The organism is Mycolicibacterium wolinskyi, assembly GCF_002101965.1.
GTDB classification, from domain to species: domain Bacteria; phylum Actinomycetota; class Actinomycetes; order Mycobacteriales; family Mycobacteriaceae; genus Mycobacterium; species Mycobacterium wolinskyi.
Genome location: NZ_LQQA01000033.1, coordinates 775,795 through 792,293, shown reverse-complemented (window position 1 = coordinate 792,293; position 16,499 = coordinate 775,795). Strand labels below are relative to the sequence as shown.

The window sequence follows — 16,499 nt, the reverse complement described above, 5'->3', positions numbered from 1 at the left end:
GGTCACCGGTTCTCCAGCAACCACACCAGCAGCGCCTTCTGTGCGTGCAGACGGTTCTCGGCCTCGTCGAACACCGCACTCTGCGGTCCGTCGATCACGTCGTCGGTGATCTCGTGGCCGCGGTGGGCCGGAAGGCAGTGCAGCACAACGGCTGCCGGGTCGGCGAGCTTGAGCAGCTCGGCGTTGACCTGGAACGGCCGGAACGGGCGCACCCGGTCCAGTCCGTCGTTCTCCTGCCCCATCGAGGTCCAGGTGTCGGTCACGAGTACGTCGGCACCGTCGGCCGCGGCGTTCGGGTCGGCGGTGAGCGTGACCGACGCCCCGGTCTCGGCGGCGCGCCGCTGGGCGGCGTCGACGAACTGCGGGTCGGGCTCGAAGCCGGCCGGGGCGGCGATCGTGACATGGATGCCCGCGGTGACGCCGCCCAGCATGAGCGAGTGCGCCATGTTGTTGGCGCCGTCACCGAAGTAGGTCATGCGCAGACCGGCCAGCTTGCCCTTGCGTTCGGCGAGCGTCTGCAGATCGGCCAGCACCTGGCACGGGTGGAACTCATCGGACAGTGCGTTGACGATCGGGACGGTCGACCCGGACGCCATGGCCGTCAACCGCTCCTGTGCGAACGTCCGCCACACGATGGCGTCGACGTAGCGCGACAGCACCGCACCGGTGTCCTCGAGCGTCTCCTCCCGGCCCAGCTGGGTACTGCGCCCGTCAACGACGACCGCGTGGCCGCCGAGCTGGGCGATACCCATCTCGAACGAGAACCGCGTGCGCGTCGAGTTCTTCTCGAAGATGACCGCGACGCCGCGCGGACCCTCCAGCGGGCGCCGCGAGAACGGCGCCTTCTTGAGTTCGGCGGCCAACGCCAGCACGTCGGCCTGTTCGTCGGGCGACAGATCGTCGTCACGCAGGAAATGCCTGATCATGAAACCTCCACGGCGGTGTCGAGCACGGCGGGCAGTGCGGTGAGGAACGACTCGATCTGGCCGTCGGTGATCACCAGCGGCGGCGCGAGCCGAACGACGTCGGGCGCGGCCGCGTTCACGAGGAACCCGGCGTCGCGGGCCGCGCTCTCCACGGCCTTGGCCGATGGCGCGGTCAGCACGATGCCCTGCAGCAGGCCTTTGCCCCGGACCTGGCCGACCAGCGGATGGTCGAGCTCCTCGATGCCATGGCTCAACGTCTTGCCGAGCACCCCGGCGCGCGCGATCAAATCCTCATCGGCCAGCGCCTTGAGCACGCCGAGCGCCGCCGCGGTGCACACCGGGTTCCCGCCGAACGTGCTGCCGTGCAGGCCAGGGGTGAGCAGATCACCCGCGGGGCCGACGGCCAGGCACGCGCCGATCGGCAGGCCGCCGCCAAGGCCCTTCGCGAGGGTCACGATGTCAGGGGTGATGCCGTCGTGCTGATGGGCGTAGAAGGAGCCGGTGCGGCCGACACCGGTCTGCACCTCGTCGAGCACCAGCAGCGCGCCGTGTTCTGCGGTGATCTCGCGGGCCGCGACGAGGTAGCCGGCCGGCGGGACCACCACGCCGCCCTCGCCCATGATCGGCTCGAGGAACACCGCCGCGGTGTCCGAGTCGACTGCGGCCCGCAGTGCCGCCACGTCGCCGTACGGCACATGGGTGACATTGCCGGGCAGCGGTTCGAACGGGGCCTGCTTGGTGGGCTGGCCGGTCAGCGCGAGCGATCCCATCGTGCGACCGTGGAATGCGCCTTGTGCGGCAACGATGTTCGTCTTGCCGGTGAGCCGGGTGATCTTGAAGGCGACCTCGTTGGCCTCGGTCCCCGAGTTGCAGAAGAACACCCGGGCCGCGGTTCCGAGATACCCGACGAGCGCTTCCGCGAGCGCGATACCCGGTTCGGTGGCGTACAGGTTCGAGGTGTGCCCGAGCGTGTTGAGCTGAGCGGTGACGGCCTCGATGACCGCCGGATGCCGGTGGCCCAGCAGGTTGACCGCGATACCGCCGAGCAGGTCGAGGTAATCCTTGCCGTCCGCGTCGGTCACCACGGCGCCCTGACCGCTGACCAGCGCCAGCGGCGGAGTGCCGTAGTTGTTCATCATCACCGCTTCCCAGCGGTCCTGCAGTGTCATTTCACCACCTTCGTCCCGGTCCCCTCGTCGGTGAAAAGCTCGACCAGCACGCAGTGTTCGACGCGGCCGTCGATGACATGCGCGCTCGGCACCCCGCCCGTCACGGCCCGCAGGCAGGCCTCGATCTTGGGCACCATGCCGGATTCCAGTGACGGCAGCAGCTGCGTCAGGGCGCCCGTGTCGATCTCGCTGACGAGCGAGGTGCGGTCGGGCCAATTGGTGTACAGACCTTCGACATCGGTGAGCATGACCAGCTTCTCGGCGCCAAGCGCCTCTGCCAGCGCGGCCGCCGCGGTGTCGGCGTTGATGTTGTACACCACGCCGTCGGCATCGGGCGCGATGGTCGACACGACCGGGATACGGCCTGCGGCAATGAGATCCAACAGCGACCCGGCGTTTACGTGCTCGACGTCGCCGACCAGGCCGATGTCGGTGGCCACGCCGTCGACCGTCACACTGCGCCGCACCGCGGTGAACAGGTGGGCGTCCTCACCGGTGACGCCGACCGCGTACGGGCCGTGCGCGTTGATGAGCCCCACGAGTTCCCGGCCGACCTGGCCGAACAGCACCATCCGGGCGACGTCGAGCACCTCTGGTGTGGTGACCCGGAAGCCGCCTTTGAAATCGCCTGCGATACCGAGCTTTTTGAGCATCGCGCTGATCTGCGGGCCACCGCCGTGCACCACCACGGGGTGAATGCCGCAGTTGCGCAGGAACACCATGTCGGCCGCGAACGCCGCCTTGAGCGTGTCGTCGGTCATGGCGTTGCCGCCGTACTTGACGACGACGATCTTGCCGTGCAGCTGCTTGAGCCACGGCAGCGCCGCGGCGAGCACGTGAGCCTTGACCCCGCGCTCGATGGCCGGTGTGCTCATGAGCTGTACGCCGAATTCTCTTCGACGTAGCCGTGGGACAGATCCGTGGTCCGGATCGAGGCTCGACCCGAACCCGACGCGAGGTCGACGACGACGGCGATGTCCTCGCCCGACAGGTCTACATCCCGCGCTCCCGGCGCTCCGGTGCCGTCGACACACACCGGGAAACCGTTGAAGGACACGCTGATCCGCTCCGGGTCGAGCGTCACCGGGGCGATGCCGACCGCGGCCAGCACCCGCCCCCAGTTCGGGTCGGACCCGAACAGCGCGGTCTTGACCAGGCTGTCTCGCGCGATCGTGCGGGCCGCGACGAGTGCCTCGTCCTCGGAGGCCGCGCCGGTGACGGTGACCGTGACGCGCTTGGTGACGCCTTCGGCGTCGGCCTGCAACTGAGCGCACAGGTCGTCGCACACCCGCAGCACCGCCGCGTCGAGATCGTCTTGGCTCGGCGCGATCTCGCTCGCGCCGGACGCCAGCAGCAACACGGTGTCGTTGGTCGAACAACTGCCGTCGACGTCGAGCCGGTCGAAGGTGAGTGCGGTGGCGCGGCGCAGCGCGGTGTCGAGGGCGTCCGGGCTCGCGACGGCGTCGGTCGTGAGCACGCACAGCATGGTGGCCAGCGACGGCGCGAGCATGCCCGCGCCCTTGGCCATGCCGCCCATCGTCCAGTTCTCGCCCGATGCCACGGAATGGTGCAGCGCAACCTGTTTCGGCACGGTGTCGGTGGTCATGATGGCCCGTGCGGCGTCGTCACCGCCGCTGAGCCCGCCCGCGAGCTCGTGCACGATCTCGGTGACCCCGGCCAGTACCTTGTCCATCGGCAACCGATCACCGATCAGGCCCGTCGAGCACACCGCGACCTCGACCGCGCCGGTCTCGGTGCCCCAGTCGCTCAAAGCGGCTGCCACGGCCTCTGCGGTCGCATGCGTGTCCTGGAACCCGAGCGGGCCGGTGCAGGCGTTGGCACCACCGGAGTTCAGGATGACGGCGCGCAACCTGCCGGTGGTCAGCACCTGCTTGGTCCACAACACCGGTGCGGCCTTGACCTTGTTGCGCGTGAGCACACCCGCCGCGGCGTAGTCGGGCCCCTCGTTGAACACGAGCGCGAGGTCCGGCGCACCGGACGCTTTGATACCGGCGGCGATGCCCGCGGCACGGAATCCGGCCGGTGCCGTGACGCCCTGGGTGCGGATCAGCTTGGTGTCCGACGTCGCCTGCGAGCTCACGGTGCCACCCCCACGATCGACAGTCCCTCGGTCTCCGGCCAGCCCAGCGCAAGGTTCATCGACTGCACCGCGGCGCCACCGGTGCCCTTCACCAGATTGTCGATCGCGGCGATCGCGACGAGTGTCTGCGCGGCTTCATCTACGGCCACTGCCAGCTGCGCGGCGTTGCTGCCGATCACCGAACCGGTCTTCGGCAGCTGCCCCTCGGGCAGCAGATAAATGAACGGCTCTGCGTCATAAGCCTTTTCGTAGGCCGCTCGGATCTCCGATGTGGTGGCCGATGTCCGCGCCGTGCAGGTGGCCAGGATCCCCCGGGATGCCGGGATGAGCACCGGGGTGAACGACACGGTCACCTTTCTGCTCGTGACGGCCTGCAGGCCCTGCGCGATCTCGGGCGTATGCCGATGCTTGCCGCCGACGTTGTAGGCACGCGCGGAGCCGATGACCTCCGAACCGAGCAGGTCGACCTTGGCCGATCTGCCTGCGCCCGACGTGCCGCTGACGGCCACCACGGTGACCGCGGGCTCGACGAGGTCGGCGGCGACGGCGGGCAGCATGGCCAGCAGTGCGGCGGTCGGATAGCAACCAGGCACGGCGACCCGCTTCGTGCCGCGCAACCGCTCCCGCGCACCGGGTAGTTCGGGCAGCCCGTACGGCCAGCTTCCGGCGTGTGCCGAGCCGTAGAACCGTTCCCAATCGGCGGCGTCGGTGAGCCGGAAGTCTGCGCCGCAGTCCACGATGAGGGTGTCCGGACCGAGCTGCTCGGCCAGGGCCGCCGAGTGGCCGTGCGGCAGCGCCAGGAACACCACGTCATGGCCGGCGAGCACCGACACGTCGGTGTTCTCCAGCACGCGCGACGCCAACGGCAGCAGGTGCGGGTGGTGCTCGGCCAGACTGGTACCGGCACTCGAGGCCGCGGTCAGCGCCCCGATGGTCAATCGGCCGTCGGCATATGCGGGGTGACCGAGAAGCAGCCGTAGAATCTCGCCACCCGCATAACCGCTGGCACCCGCCACCGCTACAGACGTCATGCAGCGATTCTGCATTGTTATGCATGCGAACGCAAACTCATTAATACGGGCGCGAGCGTCACCCCAGTCGGATGTCCGGCACGAGCGCGTGCACCCCTTCTGCCGTCGCGCCCAGCGCCGTCGACAGCCGCCAGGCCACCTCGCGCACCCGGCAGCCGATCTCGGCCATCCGCTCCGGACTCATCCGCACCGCGGGAACCGACGCGCCGATCGCACCGACCACCTGCTGCGTGTGGTCGAACACGGGCGTGGCGACCGCGCAGATGCCAACGGTGCGTTGCCCATTCGATTCGGCATAGCCACGGGCCCGGGTTTCGGCGAGCTCACGTTCGATGGCGGCCGGATCGGTCACGGTACTCGGCGTCAGCCGATCGATCGGCTCGGCGAGATGGCGCGCCCGCTCATCGTCCCGCAGCGCACACAGAATCGCCTTGCCCGGCCCGCCGTACGCGAGCCTGATGGGCACGCCGATGTCGGTGTAGGTGCGGCGCAATTCCTGGTGACTCTCGACCTGGGCCGCGACGATGCGGTGTCCGGACTGCAGCAACTCATGCAGCCCGATGGTCTCGTCGAACTCGTCGCGAAGCTCGGTCATAAAGGGCAGGGCGGCCTCGCGCAGCGTGCGCGGCATGGCACCGGAGTTGGCGAGCTGCAGCAGGAATGGGCCGAGCCCGTAGCGCTTGGTTCCGGTCTGTCTGACCAGGTGGTTCTCCTGCATCGCGGCGAGCAGCCGATGCACCGTGCTGGTCGAGAGGCCGGTCGAGCGCGAGATCTCACTGATGCCGAGCTCGGGCCTGCGCCCGTCGAAACACCGCAGGATGGCGACCGCGCGGTCGATCGACTGCACGCCGTTGCGCCGCGATTCGGCGCGGGCGCCGCCCGTCTCCCCACCCGTGGTCACGCCCCTCATCTTCCACTCCTTCCCCGCGCCCCCGGGAGGGGCTCCGGCCTTCGGTCAGTGACTCGCATCGCACACCAGGGTTGACGTGACTTCAGTCACGGTCGTAACCTTTCCGCACAGCGCAAAACATATCCCACAATGCGGGAAGGATCAATGCGACCACTCAGCGGATTCCGAGTCCTCGACCTGACCAGATTTCTGTCGGGTCCCTACTGCACGATGGTTCTGGCCGAACTCGGCGCCGACGTCATCAAGATCGAGCAGCCCGGCACGGGCGACGACTCACGGCGTATGGCACCGAAGGTGAACGGCGAGAGCTACCCGTTCGCAATGCCCAACCGCAGCAAGCGGTCGGTGGCCCTCGACCTCAAGTCCGAACGCGGCCGGGAACTGTTCCTCGAGCTGGCGGCCGGCGCCGATCTCGTCATCGAGAACTTCCGGCCCGGAGTCGCACGGCGCCTCGGCATCGATTACGACGCCCTTCGCGCGCTGCGCGAGGACATCCTGTACTGCTCGATCAGCGGGTTCGGTCAGACCGGTCCGTACCGGGACCGGCCCGGTTTCGACATCATGGCCCAGGGCATCGGTGGCTTCCTGCGGATGACCGGTCACCCCGACGGCAAGCCGACCAAGGTCGGCATCGCGATCAACGACATCGCCGCGGGCGCCACCGCGATCTACTCGATCCTCGCCGCGGAGCTGAACCGGCGGCAGACCGGCTCGGGGCAGTACATCGACATCTCGCTCGTCGACGCCGGTCTCGCGTGGACGGTCTGGGAGTCCGGGGCCTACTTCGGTGACGGCGAGATGCCTGCCCAAACCGGCACCCGGCACCGTCGCTCCGCCCCGTACCAGGCCTACCGGACCGCCGACGGCTACGTCACGATCGGCGCCAACACCGATCGGCTGTGGCTGCGTCTCATCAACGACGTCCTCAAGCGCCCCGACTGGGCCGACGACCGGCGCTTCGTCGACCTGCCGGCCCGCATGGCACACCTCGACGAATTGGAAGCCGAGATCGAGGCCATCACCACCACGCTCCCGACGAGCGCCTGGGTCGACCGGCTCGACTCGGCCGGCGTACCGGGCGGACCGGTGCTGACGTACGACGAGACCCTCGACGACCCGCACGTGCAGGCGCGCGGCATGATCGTCGATCTCGAGCATCCGATCATCGGCCCGATGCGGACCATCGCACCGCCGACCCGGTTCTCCGACCTCGATTTCAGCGTGCGCTCCCCCGCGCCGTGGCTGGGTCAGCACACTGCATCCGTCCTCGCCGAACTCGGCATCGATCGCGACGAGATCGACCGCCTGTTCTCCGACGGCACTCTCTACGACGCCCACCCAGAACTCCAGGAAGGCCGATCCGCATGAGCGACAAGACCATTCGCGTCGAGCGCGACACCGAGACCCCGAGCATCGCGACCGTCGTACTGAGCAACCCCGACAGCCACAACGCGATCTCGCTCGGCATGTACCAGCGCATCCCGGAGGTCTTCGCCGAACTCGACGCCGATCCCGCGGTCAAGGTCGTGGTCGTGCGGGGTGAGGGCACCCGCAGCTTCGCGTCCGGCGCCGACATCAGCGAGTTCGAGCAGGTGCGCGGCAACAGTGAATCGGCCAAGGCCTACAACGAACAGGTCGCGGCCGCCGAGCACGCCGTCGAGGGCTGCTCCAAACCGACCATCGCGATGGTGCACGGCTACTGCATCGGCGGCGGCTGCGGGCTGGCACTGGCCTGTGACCTCCGCTTCGCCGACGAGCGGTCGCGCTTCGGGATCACGCCGGCCAAGCTCGGTCTGGTCTACAGCCTGGAATCCACCAAGCGCCTCGTCGACGTTGTCGGCCCGTCCCGCGCGAAGTGGATCCTGTTCTCCGGCCAGCACATCTATGCCGATGACTCGCTGCGGCTCGGCCTGATCGACGAACTCGTGCCTGCCGAGGATCTGGAGAAGCACACCTATGAGTTCGCGCGCCTCGTCACCACCCGCGCGCAGTTCAGCGTGCGGTCCTCGAAGCGGATCGTCGAACTCGTACTCGGCGGACAGAGCATCGACGACGACGTGACCGTCGACATCCGCAATTCGTCGTTCGACACCGACGACTACGCCGAAGGCGTCCGGTCGTTCCTGGAGAAGCGCCCGCCGAGGTTCAGCTGGTCATGACCACCACCGATCCACTGCGCACCACCGAGGATCCGGTCGCGGCCGCGCGCTACGCGGCCGAGGTCGCCGAGCCGAAGTTCGGTCAGTACTTCCTGATTCACTTCCTCGGCCTGTCGATCGACTACCTCGACGACGAGCACGCCTGCACGGTGCACCTGCCGTTCGGCCACCATCTGTGCAACGCAGGCGGCGGCGTGCACGGCGGCGTGCTGTCCACTGTGCTCGACATCTCGATGGGCCATGCGTGCAATCGCTACCTGTCCGCCGGCTCGACCATCGAGATGCAGATGAGGTTCCTGCGCCCGGTCACCTCTGACGTGAGCTGTACCGGGCGGATCGTCCACGGCGGACGCCGCGTCGTCCAGCTCGAATCCCGGATGCACGACGATGCCGGACGACTTGTCGCGACCGCCAACGGCTCCTGGTTCCGCCACCCCACCACTCAATGAGGAGAAACAACCATGCGACTGAAGAGCCTGAAGAGTAGGCCCAACATCATCTTCGCCGTGCTGGTCGCTGTCACCGCTCTGGTCCTGTCGGCCTGCAGCGGCGCCGGGGGCGGCGGCGAGTCCGCCGAGGCATATCCGTCCAAGAACCTCGACTGGACAATCGCATTCGGCCCGGGTGGCGGCAACGACCTCATGGCGCGCAAGCTCGTCCAGGTCATCCAGGAGGAGAAGCTCTACCCGGCCGACATCGCCGTCGAGAACCGCGAAGGCGGAAGCGGCGCGACCGGATGGGGTTACCTGCTGAGCAAGCGCGGAAGCGGCTACGACGTCTCGACCACCTCGGGTTCGTTCCTCACCACCCCGCTGCAGGCCAACCCGGGCTGGACCTACAAGGACTTCACCCATGTGGGTCTGCTGGCCACCGACGATGCGCTGCTGCTCGTCGACGGCAAGAGCGACATCAAGACCTTCGAGGACTGGGTCGGATACGCCAAGAACAAGGGCACCGTCGTCGTCGGCGGAATCGGCACGGTGAACGTCGACTTCATCCTGCAGTCGATCATCGCCGAACATGCCGGCTACGACATCGAATACGTGCCCTACAACGAGGAGGGCCAGGTCCAGACGTCGCTGCTGTCCGGTGCGCTCGACGCGATGATCTCCAACCCCGGTTCGATCCTGGGCCAGGTGGAGTCCGGTGACATGCGCCCGCTGCTGTTCACCGGGAAAGAGCGGCTCGCGGCACTGCCCGACGTTCCGACCGGTGAAGAGAAGGGCATGACCGACCTGCCGTCGATGCCGCGCGGCTTGATCCTTCCCCCGGACGCCCCCGACTACGCGCGGGACTGGTGGATCAAGACGATGCAGAAAGTGGTCAAGAGCGAGCAGTGGGGCAAGTTCCTCGCCGACAACCACCTCACCCGCGACGAACGTTGGGGTGCCGACTTCACCACCTATCTCGATCAGACCACGGCTGAATTCGAATCCACGCTGAAAGAGCAGGGCGCCCTATGACCGCGACGACCCCTGCCACCACACAGTTGAACGTGTCAGCACCGGCCGCCTCGACGTCCCGGCGCAAACGAGTGGTCAACTGGCCCAAGCTCGCGTTCCTCGGGGTGCTCCTGATCGGTTTCGCCTTCTACACCGAGATGGCGATGGGCATGGAATGGCGGACCGTGGCCGGCCGCATCGGCCCCGGGTTCTTTCCCCGCATCCTCGGCGGCATCGCGATGGTGATCACCGTGATCGCCCTGGCCCGGGAGTTTTTCGCCAGGCCGAGCGACAAGCCGTCGTCGGCGGCGGAGGCGGCCGAGGAGGCCGCCGAACCCGACCTCGGCAGGCACCCGCGTGCGCTCGTGGCGTTCGTCGTCGCCGCGGCGGTGTTCGTCGCGCTGTTCGGGATCCTCGGCGCCGCCGTGTCCGGTGTCCTGTTCCTCGGCGTCACGCTGTGGTTCCTGGACCGCGAACACCACGTGCGCGCCTTGATCATCGCCATCAGCGTCCCGGTCCTGCTGTACCTGGCATTCGAGACCGGGCTGAACGTCGGTCTGCCACAAGGCATCCTGCCGATCGGCTGAGGAGCAACATGAGTCAACTGCTGGACGGCATCGCCGCCATCCTGACAATGCAGAACCTGCTGCTGCTCGTGGGCGGCGTTCTGATCGGCATGATCGTCGGGGTCATCCCCGGGGTGGGGCCGTCCGCCGGCCTGGCGATCCTGCTCCCCGTCACCTTCGGACTCGATCCGACCGGGGCCATCGTGATGCTGGCCGCCGTCTACTACGGCTCGATGTACGGCGGCACCATCACCTCGGTGCTCATCAACACACCAGGCGAATCAGCCACCGTAGCAAGCACATTCGATGGTTATCCGCTCGCCAAACAGGGCCGGGCGGGCCCGGCGCTCGTGATGGCGGCGCTGGCGTCGTTCGTCGCGGGCACCATCGGCGCGGTGTTGCTGTCGTTCGCGGCACCCATCACCGCCGAGTTCGCCAAGACATTCGGCCCGCCCGAGTACTTCTTGATCGTTGTCGCGGGCCTGCTGACCGTGATCGTGATCCTGCGGGGCAACAAGCTGCTCGGGGCACTGTCGGCGCTGATCGGGTTCGCGATCGGAACCGTCGGCATCGACATCGGCGGGGGCGAACAGCGCTACACGTTCGGTTCGGTCAACCTCATCAACGGGGTCGACTTCATCCCCGTGGCGATCGGGCTGTTCGCGGTCGGCGAGGTGCTGCACACCCTGTGGCGCGGCGGGCATCTGGAGAAGCTCGACTTCTTCGGGGTGTCGGCGCGCCAGCGCGGATTCTGGCCGACCCGCAAGGACTACCGCGAGTCCGTCGGGCCGTCGCTGCGGGGTTCGTTCCTCGGGTTCGGCGTGGGCATCACGCCCGGTGCCGGTGCGACCGTCGCCTCGTTGATGGCCTACAACGTCGAGAAGTCGATCTCCCGTACCCCCGGGAAGTTCGGTAAGGGCGCGCTGCCCGGACTCGTCGGACCGGAGGCCGCCAACAACGCCGCGTCGTCGGGCGCCATGGTGCCCCTGCTGACGCTGGGCATTCCGGGCGGCGGCGCGACCGCGGTGCTGCTGGGCGGTTTCCTGATGTGGGGTCTGCAGCCGGGCCCGTTGCTCATGGAGCAGAATCCCGAGTTCGCGTGGGGCCTGATCGCGAGCATGTTCCTCGGCAACGTGATGCTGTTGCTGGTCAACGTGTTCTGCATCCCGGGCTTCGCGAGCATCGCCCGCGTGCCGTTCCGGATGCTCGGCCCGATCGTCATCGTGCTGTGCGTCCTCGGCACGTTCGCGGTCAACAAGAGCCTGCTCGACGTCCAGATCATGCTCGTGTGCGGCGTGCTCGGGTTCTTCATGCGGATCTACGGCCTGTCCCCCGCGGCGCTCGTCATCGCGCTGGTCCTCGGCCCGCTCGCCGAGGAGTCGCTGCGCCAGACCATGGTGATCTCGGGCGGCAACCTCGACGTGTTCCTGCAGCGCGGCACGTCACTGGCCATCCTGTGCTTCATCGTGTTCCTGTTCATGATCCCGCTGATCAAGGACCCGTTGCGGCGCGCCAGTCAGAGTGCACTGCAACTGGTTTCGGCTCGACGCCGAGCCGGCAGGGCCGAAGACGCACGTGATGACAACGAGCGGGAAAGCGTGTGATGAACCTCGGCACACTCCTGCTCACGGCGACGGCGGCCGTGGTGGGTGCGGCAGTGGCCACCCTGTTGCACCTGCCGGCCGCGCCGCTGCTCGGCGCCATGGTGGGAGTCGCACTCGTCAACATTCTGAGCACCTCGGCGTTCGAGATACCGGCCGCGGGCAAGTGGATCGTCTACGTCCTGCTCGGCTGGCTGCTCGGTACCGGCGTCACGCACGAGACGCTGACGCAGCTTCGTGCGGCCGTGGTGCCGATCGTCGTGACGGTCGTGGCGTTCCTGGTGTTCGGTTTGGTTGCGGCACTGCTGTTGTGGAAGTTCACGCCGTTCGACTCGATGACCGCACTACTGGCCACCGCACCGGGCGGCATCGCGCAGATGGGTGCGCTGTCGGCCGGTGCGGGTGCCAATGTTCCGATCGTGCTGACCGTGCACGTGCTGCGGATCACCTCGGTGATCGTGCTCATGTCGGTCGGCCTGAAACTGATGGGAGGACGCGGGTGACGAATCGTCGACCGCTTGCCGATATCCGGGTCGTGGATCTCAGCCGTGCGCTGGCCGGCCCCTACGCGACCATGATGATGGCCGACGCCGGTGCCGATGTGATCAAGGTCGAGCCACCGGGTGGTGACGACAGCCGCGGCTGGTTGCCCTACGTCGACCGCAACGGCCACCGGGAGTCGGCGTATTACATGAGCGCCAACCGCAACAAGCGGTCGGTGGTACTCGACCTCAAGTCGGCCGGGGACGCGGACCGGCTGCGCTGGCTCGTCTCGCAGGCCGACGTGCTCGTCGAGAACTACCGGCCCGGTGTGCTCGACCGGTTGGGGCTCGGGCTGGACGGCCTGCGCGAGCTCAACCCGCGGCTGGTCACGTTGTCCATCACCGGATTCGGCAAGGGCGGCCCCGACGGCAACCGGCCCGGCTTCGACCAGATCGTGCAGGCCGAGGGCGGCCTCATGACGCTCACCGGCCGGCCGGGCGGGCCGCCGCAGCGCGTCGGCATCCCGATCGCCGACCTGCTGGCCGGCCTGTTCGGCGCGTTCGGCGTGATGACGGCCCTGCGTGCCCGTGAACGGACGGGCCGCGGACAGCACGTCGAGACGTCGCTGCTGGCCGCGGTCGTCGGCGTGCACGTCTTCCATGGCGTCGGGTGGCTGGCCGCCGGCGTCGAACCGGTGCTCACCGGTAACCGTCATCCGTCCATCGCGCCGTACGGGGTGTTCGGCTGTGCCGATGCCGATATCGTGATCGCTGTCGGCTCAGAGGCCTTGTGGCGCAAATTCGCACCGATCGTCGGTCTCGACGCCGCCCGGCCGGACATCGCGACCAACGTCGACCGGGTCAGCCGGGCCGACGAACTGCAGAAGGAGATCGACACGCTGCTCGCCGACCGTCACGCCGACGACGTCCTCGCCGCGCTGGACGCCGCGGGCGTGCCTGCGGGTCGCATCCGCACCGTGCCCGAGGTCTACGACTGGGAGCAGGTCCGCGCGTCGATGGTCACGACGTTGACACACCCGACGCTGGGCGACCTCGACATGCCTGCGTCACCGCTCACGTTGTCCGACCATCGCGAGCCGCGCTGCGATGCCCCGCCGGCACTCGGTGCCGACCAGGATGAGGTGTTCGCCGGGTACGCACCAGCCGGAGGTGGCCGATGAGTCCGATACCGAAACGGGTTGCCGTGGTCGGCGGCGGCATCGTCGGGGCGGCCGTCGCCCGTGAACTCCTGCAGCGTCAGCCCGACGCTGAGGTCACGGTCTTCGAGAAGGAGGACCGGCTCGCATCGCATCAGACCGGCCGCAACAGCGGTGTCGTCCACGCCGGGCTGTACTACCAACCCGGTTCGGCGAAGGCACTGTTGTGCCGGCGTGGTGTCGGGCTGCTCGAGGAGTACTGCGCGCAGCGCGGAATCCGCCGGATCGCCTGCGGCAAGGTGCTTGTCGCGCTCGACGATGTGGAGCGTGCGCGGCTTGCCGACATCGAGGACCGAGCCCGGGCCAACGGGGTGCCCGGCATCCGCGTGATCGGCCCCGCCGAGCTGCGCGAACTCGAGCCCCACGTGCGGGGTGTCGCCGCCCTGCATTCGCCGTCCACATCGATCGTGGACTTCGCCGAGGTCACCCAGGCGCTCGCGGCGGACGCCGCCGGCGCCGGTGCGAAGATTCTGCTCGGCCACGAGGTCATCGGCATGCGGGCCACCGGTACCGAGGTGGTGATCACCGTCCGAACCGGAGGCGGCACCGATCACGCCGCATTCGACCAGGTGATCGCGTGCGGCGGGCTGCAGAGCGACCGGTTGGCCGAAATGGCGGGCGACGGGCCGGATCCGGTGATCATGCCGTTCCGCGGGGAGTACTACGCGCTCAAGCCGGAGCGCCGCGGGTTGGTCAACGGGCTCGTGTACCCGGTGCCCGATCCGCGCTATCCGTTCCTCGGGGTGCACGTGACCCCCCGCGTGGACGGCGAGGTGCTGATCGGCCCGAATGCCGTTCTCGCCCTTGCCCGTGAGGGCTACACGTGGAAGAACGTCTCGGTCTCGGACCTGGCCGGGGTCGCCCGCACGCCCGCGTTCTGGCGCTTCGCCCGCCGGCACTGGCGTACCGGTATCCGGGAGATGTACGGCTCGCTGAGCAAGCGGCGGTTCGTCGCCGCGGCCCGTGCCTACGTCCCCGAACTCGCCGACGACGACGTGGTGGCAGGCACCGCCGGTATCCGGGCCCAGGCGCTCGACGCCGACGGCGGCCTCGTCGACGACTTCCGCATCAGCATCCGCGACCGCATCGTGGTGCTGCGCAACGCCCCGTCCCCCGCGGCGACCTCGGCGCTCGCCATCGCCGAGCACGTCGTCGGCACACTGGAAAGCGAAACGTGAACACTGTTCTTGCTCATGGGCTCTGGGGCGTCCTGGCCACCCCGTTCGACGAGCATCTCGACATCGACCTCGAATCGTTGCGCAACGAGGTGGCATCGTTTTCCGGCGACGGCTGCGACGGGCTTGTCGCGCTCGGCGTGTTCGGTGAGGCGGCGTCGCTGGAACCGGCAGAGGCCGACGCGGTTGCCCAGACCGTCGCCACCGCAACCGACCTGCCCTACGTGCTCGGGCTGTCCGAACGCGATCCGGATGCCGTGGTGGCACAAGCACAGCGGTTGCTCGGCGCGGTGTCGCGTCCACCCGCCGCACTGATGGCTCAGATCGGTGACGCCAACCCGGCCGTGGCCGCGGAATCGCTGCGCCGCCTGCACGATGCGACGGGTATCGGTGTGCTGATTCAGGATTACCCCGTGGTGTCGGGGGTGAGTGTCACCGACGAGCAGGTGGTCGCCCTCGTGCGGGCGTGCCCGTTCGCGGTCGGCGTGAAATCCGAGACGCCGCCGACCTCGGCGGCGATCGCCCACCTCGCGCCCCGGCTCGATGTGCCGGTGTTCGGCGGCCTCGGCGGTGTCGGCCTACTCGACGAGCTCGCGGCCGGATCGGCGGGTGCGATGACCGGTTTCAGCCATCCGGCCGTACTGGCCGCGGTGTTGCGCGCGTACCGGGATGGCGGATTCGCCGCTGCGCGTGAGGTTTTCGCACCGTGGCTGCCCCTGGCGAACTTCGAGGGGCAACTGCGCGTCGGCCTTGCCATCCGCAAGGAGGTGCTGCGGCGGCGCGGGGTGATCGCCGGCAGCCGCGTGCGCCGCCCCGCGATGCCGCTACCGGCGTCGCTCGTCGGCCTCCTCGACCAACATCTCGCCACCCTGCCCCACCACGCATCGCGCTGAGGAGTATTCATGGATCTCGGGATCACCGGACGCACCGCGCTCGTGCTCGGCGCCAGCGGCGGGCTCGGCGGCGCCATCGCGGTGCGGCTCGCCGAGGAAGGCGCCAACGTCGCGGTTGCGGGACGTTCGGCCGACGCGCTCGCGGCCACCGCGGCCCGCATCGAGCAGGCGGGCGCCAAAGCCCTTCCGCTGGTGTGGGATCTGGGTGACCGCGACCGCATGGAGCCGGCCGTCTCGGAGGTCGAGCGCACGCTCGGCCCGGTCGACATCCTCGTCAACAACACCGGCGGCCCACCGCCGACCCCGGTCGCCGGCCAGGACTCCGGTACGTGGGTCGACAGCTTCGAGAAGATGGTGCTGGCCGTCATCGTGCTCACCGACCGGGTGGTCCCCGGGATGCGTGAACGTGGCTGGGGCCGCGTCTTGACCTCGACGTCGTCGGGTGCGCTGAGCCCGATTCCGAACCTCGGGCTGTCCAACACGCTGCGGGCCAGCCTGCACGCGTGGTCCAAGACGCTGGCCGACGAGGTCGGCCGCGACGGCGTCACGAGCAATGTCATCGTGCCGGGCCGGATCGCGACCGACCGCACGCGTTTCCTCGACGAACGCCGCGCCGAGCGTGAACAGCGCAGCGTGGAGGACGTGGCGCGGGACAGCGCCGCCACGATGGCGCTGGGCCGGTACGGCAGGCCCGACGAGTACGCCGACGCCGCGGCGTTCCTGTGCAGCGACCGGGCGTCCTACATCACCGGCGCGATTCTGCGCGTCGACGGCGGACTGATCCGCAGCGTCGTCTGAACTTTCGGTACCACAACAACTTTCATAGG

Annotated in this window: 17 protein-coding genes; 11 read left to right on the top strand and 6 right to left on the bottom strand. The window is 68.6% G+C overall.

The features are described 5' to 3' along the window. Positions 1-2: 2 nt before the first annotated feature. From argF to AWC31_RS33960, 6 genes are read right to left on the bottom strand one after another with little or no spacing between them, the layout of a single operon-like run. Positions 3-926 carry an ornithine carbamoyltransferase gene (argF, locus tag AWC31_RS33985; RefSeq protein ID WP_067852685.1) on the bottom strand — a complete coding sequence of 308 codons (924 nt, stop codon included), beginning with the start codon at positions 924-926 and terminating at the stop codon, positions 3-5. Then, positions 923-2,095, bottom strand: a complete 1,173-nt coding sequence (locus AWC31_RS33980) for an acetylornithine transaminase (protein WP_085149829.1) — start codon at positions 2,093-2,095, stop codon at positions 923-925. The genes argF and AWC31_RS33980 overlap by 4 nt, the downstream gene beginning before the upstream one ends. Next, positions 2,092-2,970 (bottom strand): acetylglutamate kinase, encoded by an 879-nt coding sequence (argB, locus tag AWC31_RS33975; protein ID WP_085149827.1) that lies wholly within the window; start codon positions 2,968-2,970, stop codon positions 2,092-2,094. Before argB ends, AWC31_RS33980 begins: the two co-directional genes overlap by 4 nt. Continuing rightward, positions 2,967-4,196, bottom strand: coding sequence for a bifunctional glutamate N-acetyltransferase/amino-acid acetyltransferase ArgJ (gene argJ / locus AWC31_RS33970; protein WP_085149825.1), 1,230 nt, complete (start codon positions 4,194-4,196; stop codon positions 2,967-2,969). The genes argB and argJ overlap by 4 nt, the downstream gene beginning before the upstream one ends. Then, entirely contained in the window at positions 4,193-5,242 is a 1,050-nt protein-coding gene (gene argC / locus AWC31_RS33965; protein ID WP_085149822.1) for an N-acetyl-gamma-glutamyl-phosphate reductase, read from the bottom strand. The genes argJ and argC overlap by 4 nt, the downstream gene beginning before the upstream one ends. Positions 5,243-5,285: 43 nt before the next feature. Continuing rightward, the gene (locus AWC31_RS33960; protein ID WP_085149820.1) at positions 5,286-6,137 is read right to left on the bottom strand and encodes an IclR family transcriptional regulator; all 852 of its coding nucleotides are present in this window, start codon (positions 6,135-6,137) and stop codon (positions 5,286-5,288) included. A 144-nt stretch (positions 6,138-6,281) separates the two neighbouring features. Here AWC31_RS33960 and AWC31_RS33955 point away from each other — a divergent pair, with 144 nt between their 5' ends. Genes AWC31_RS33955 through AWC31_RS33905 form a run of 11 tightly spaced genes read left to right on the top strand, consistent with a single transcriptional unit; the run spans position 6,282 to position 16,470 of the window. After that, positions 6,282-7,505, top strand: coding sequence for a CaiB/BaiF CoA transferase family protein (locus tag AWC31_RS33955; RefSeq protein WP_084356810.1), 1,224 nt, complete (start codon positions 6,282-6,284; stop codon positions 7,503-7,505). Then, a complete protein-coding gene (locus tag AWC31_RS33950) occupies positions 7,502-8,296 on the top strand; it encodes an enoyl-CoA hydratase-related protein (RefSeq protein ID WP_085149818.1) in 795 nt (264 codons plus the stop codon). The genes AWC31_RS33955 and AWC31_RS33950 overlap by 4 nt, the downstream gene beginning before the upstream one ends. Continuing rightward, a complete protein-coding gene (locus AWC31_RS33945) occupies positions 8,293-8,745 on the top strand; it encodes a PaaI family thioesterase (protein ID WP_085149816.1) in 453 nt (150 codons plus the stop codon). Before AWC31_RS33950 ends, AWC31_RS33945 begins: the two co-directional genes overlap by 4 nt. 12 nt (positions 8,746-8,757) lie before the next feature. Next, the gene (locus AWC31_RS33940; RefSeq protein ID WP_085149814.1) at positions 8,758-9,759 is read left to right on the top strand and encodes a tripartite tricarboxylate transporter substrate binding protein; all 1,002 of its coding nucleotides are present in this window, start codon (positions 8,758-8,760) and stop codon (positions 9,757-9,759) included. Then, on the top strand, positions 9,756-10,325 hold the full coding sequence (locus tag AWC31_RS33935; RefSeq protein WP_085149812.1) for a tripartite tricarboxylate transporter TctB family protein: 570 nt from the start codon (positions 9,756-9,758) through the stop codon (positions 10,323-10,325). The genes AWC31_RS33940 and AWC31_RS33935 overlap by 4 nt, the downstream gene beginning before the upstream one ends. Positions 10,326-10,333: 8 nt before the next feature. After that, positions 10,334-11,908, top strand: a complete 1,575-nt coding sequence (locus AWC31_RS33930; RefSeq protein ID WP_084356803.1) for a tripartite tricarboxylate transporter permease — start codon at positions 10,334-10,336, stop codon at positions 11,906-11,908. Continuing rightward, complete coding sequence (locus AWC31_RS33925) at positions 11,908-12,408, top strand: AbrB family transcriptional regulator (RefSeq protein ID WP_067852706.1); 501 nt, start codon at positions 11,908-11,910, stop codon at positions 12,406-12,408. The genes AWC31_RS33930 and AWC31_RS33925 overlap by 1 nt, the downstream gene beginning before the upstream one ends. Then, positions 12,405-13,568, top strand: a complete 1,164-nt coding sequence (locus AWC31_RS33920) for a CaiB/BaiF CoA transferase family protein (RefSeq protein ID WP_085149810.1) — start codon at positions 12,405-12,407, stop codon at positions 13,566-13,568. The genes AWC31_RS33925 and AWC31_RS33920 overlap by 4 nt, the downstream gene beginning before the upstream one ends. Positions 13,569-13,573: 5 nt before the next feature. Next, positions 13,574-14,782 carry an L-2-hydroxyglutarate dehydrogenase gene (gene lhgO / locus AWC31_RS33915; protein WP_085149986.1) on the top strand — a complete coding sequence of 403 codons (1,209 nt, stop codon included), beginning with the start codon at positions 13,574-13,576 and terminating at the stop codon, positions 14,780-14,782. Beyond that, a complete protein-coding gene (locus tag AWC31_RS33910; RefSeq protein ID WP_067852710.1) occupies positions 14,779-15,672 on the top strand; it encodes a dihydrodipicolinate synthase family protein in 894 nt (297 codons plus the stop codon). Before lhgO ends, AWC31_RS33910 begins: the two co-directional genes overlap by 4 nt. Positions 15,673-15,681: 9 nt before the next feature. Then, positions 15,682-16,470, top strand: coding sequence for an SDR family oxidoreductase (locus AWC31_RS33905; RefSeq protein ID WP_085149808.1), 789 nt, complete (start codon positions 15,682-15,684; stop codon positions 16,468-16,470). The last annotated feature ends 29 nt before the right edge of the window (positions 16,471-16,499 follow it).

Coding starts and splice junctions, on each gene's coding strand:
- AWC31_RS33955 (WP_084356810.1), top strand. CDS start 6,282: ATGCGACCACTCAGCGGATTCCGAGTCCTCGACCTGACCAGATTTCTG.
- AWC31_RS33905 (WP_085149808.1), top strand. CDS start 15,682: ATGGATCTCGGGATCACCGGACGCACCGCGCTCGTGCTCGGCGCCAGC.
- AWC31_RS33945 (WP_085149816.1), top strand. CDS start 8,293: ATGACCACCACCGATCCACTGCGCACCACCGAGGATCCGGTCGCGGCC.
- AWC31_RS33925 (WP_067852706.1), top strand. CDS start 11,908: ATGAACCTCGGCACACTCCTGCTCACGGCGACGGCGGCCGTGGTGGGT.
- argB (WP_085149827.1), bottom strand. CDS start 2,970: ATGAGCACACCGGCCATCGAGCGCGGGGTCAAGGCTCACGTGCTCGCC.
- AWC31_RS33940 (WP_085149814.1), top strand. CDS start 8,758: ATGCGACTGAAGAGCCTGAAGAGTAGGCCCAACATCATCTTCGCCGTG.
- AWC31_RS33960 (WP_085149820.1), bottom strand. CDS start 6,137: ATGAGGGGCGTGACCACGGGTGGGGAGACGGGCGGCGCCCGCGCCGAA.
- AWC31_RS33950 (WP_085149818.1), top strand. CDS start 7,502: ATGAGCGACAAGACCATTCGCGTCGAGCGCGACACCGAGACCCCGAGC.
- AWC31_RS33930 (WP_084356803.1), top strand. CDS start 10,334: ATGAGTCAACTGCTGGACGGCATCGCCGCCATCCTGACAATGCAGAAC.
- argF (WP_067852685.1), bottom strand. CDS start 926: ATGATCAGGCATTTCCTGCGTGACGACGATCTGTCGCCCGACGAACAG.
- argC (WP_085149822.1), bottom strand. CDS start 5,242: ATGCAGAATCGCTGCATGACGTCTGTAGCGGTGGCGGGTGCCAGCGGT.
- AWC31_RS33935 (WP_085149812.1), top strand. CDS start 9,756: ATGACCGCGACGACCCCTGCCACCACACAGTTGAACGTGTCAGCACCG.
- AWC31_RS33980 (WP_085149829.1), bottom strand. CDS start 2,095: ATGACACTGCAGGACCGCTGGGAAGCGGTGATGATGAACAACTACGGC.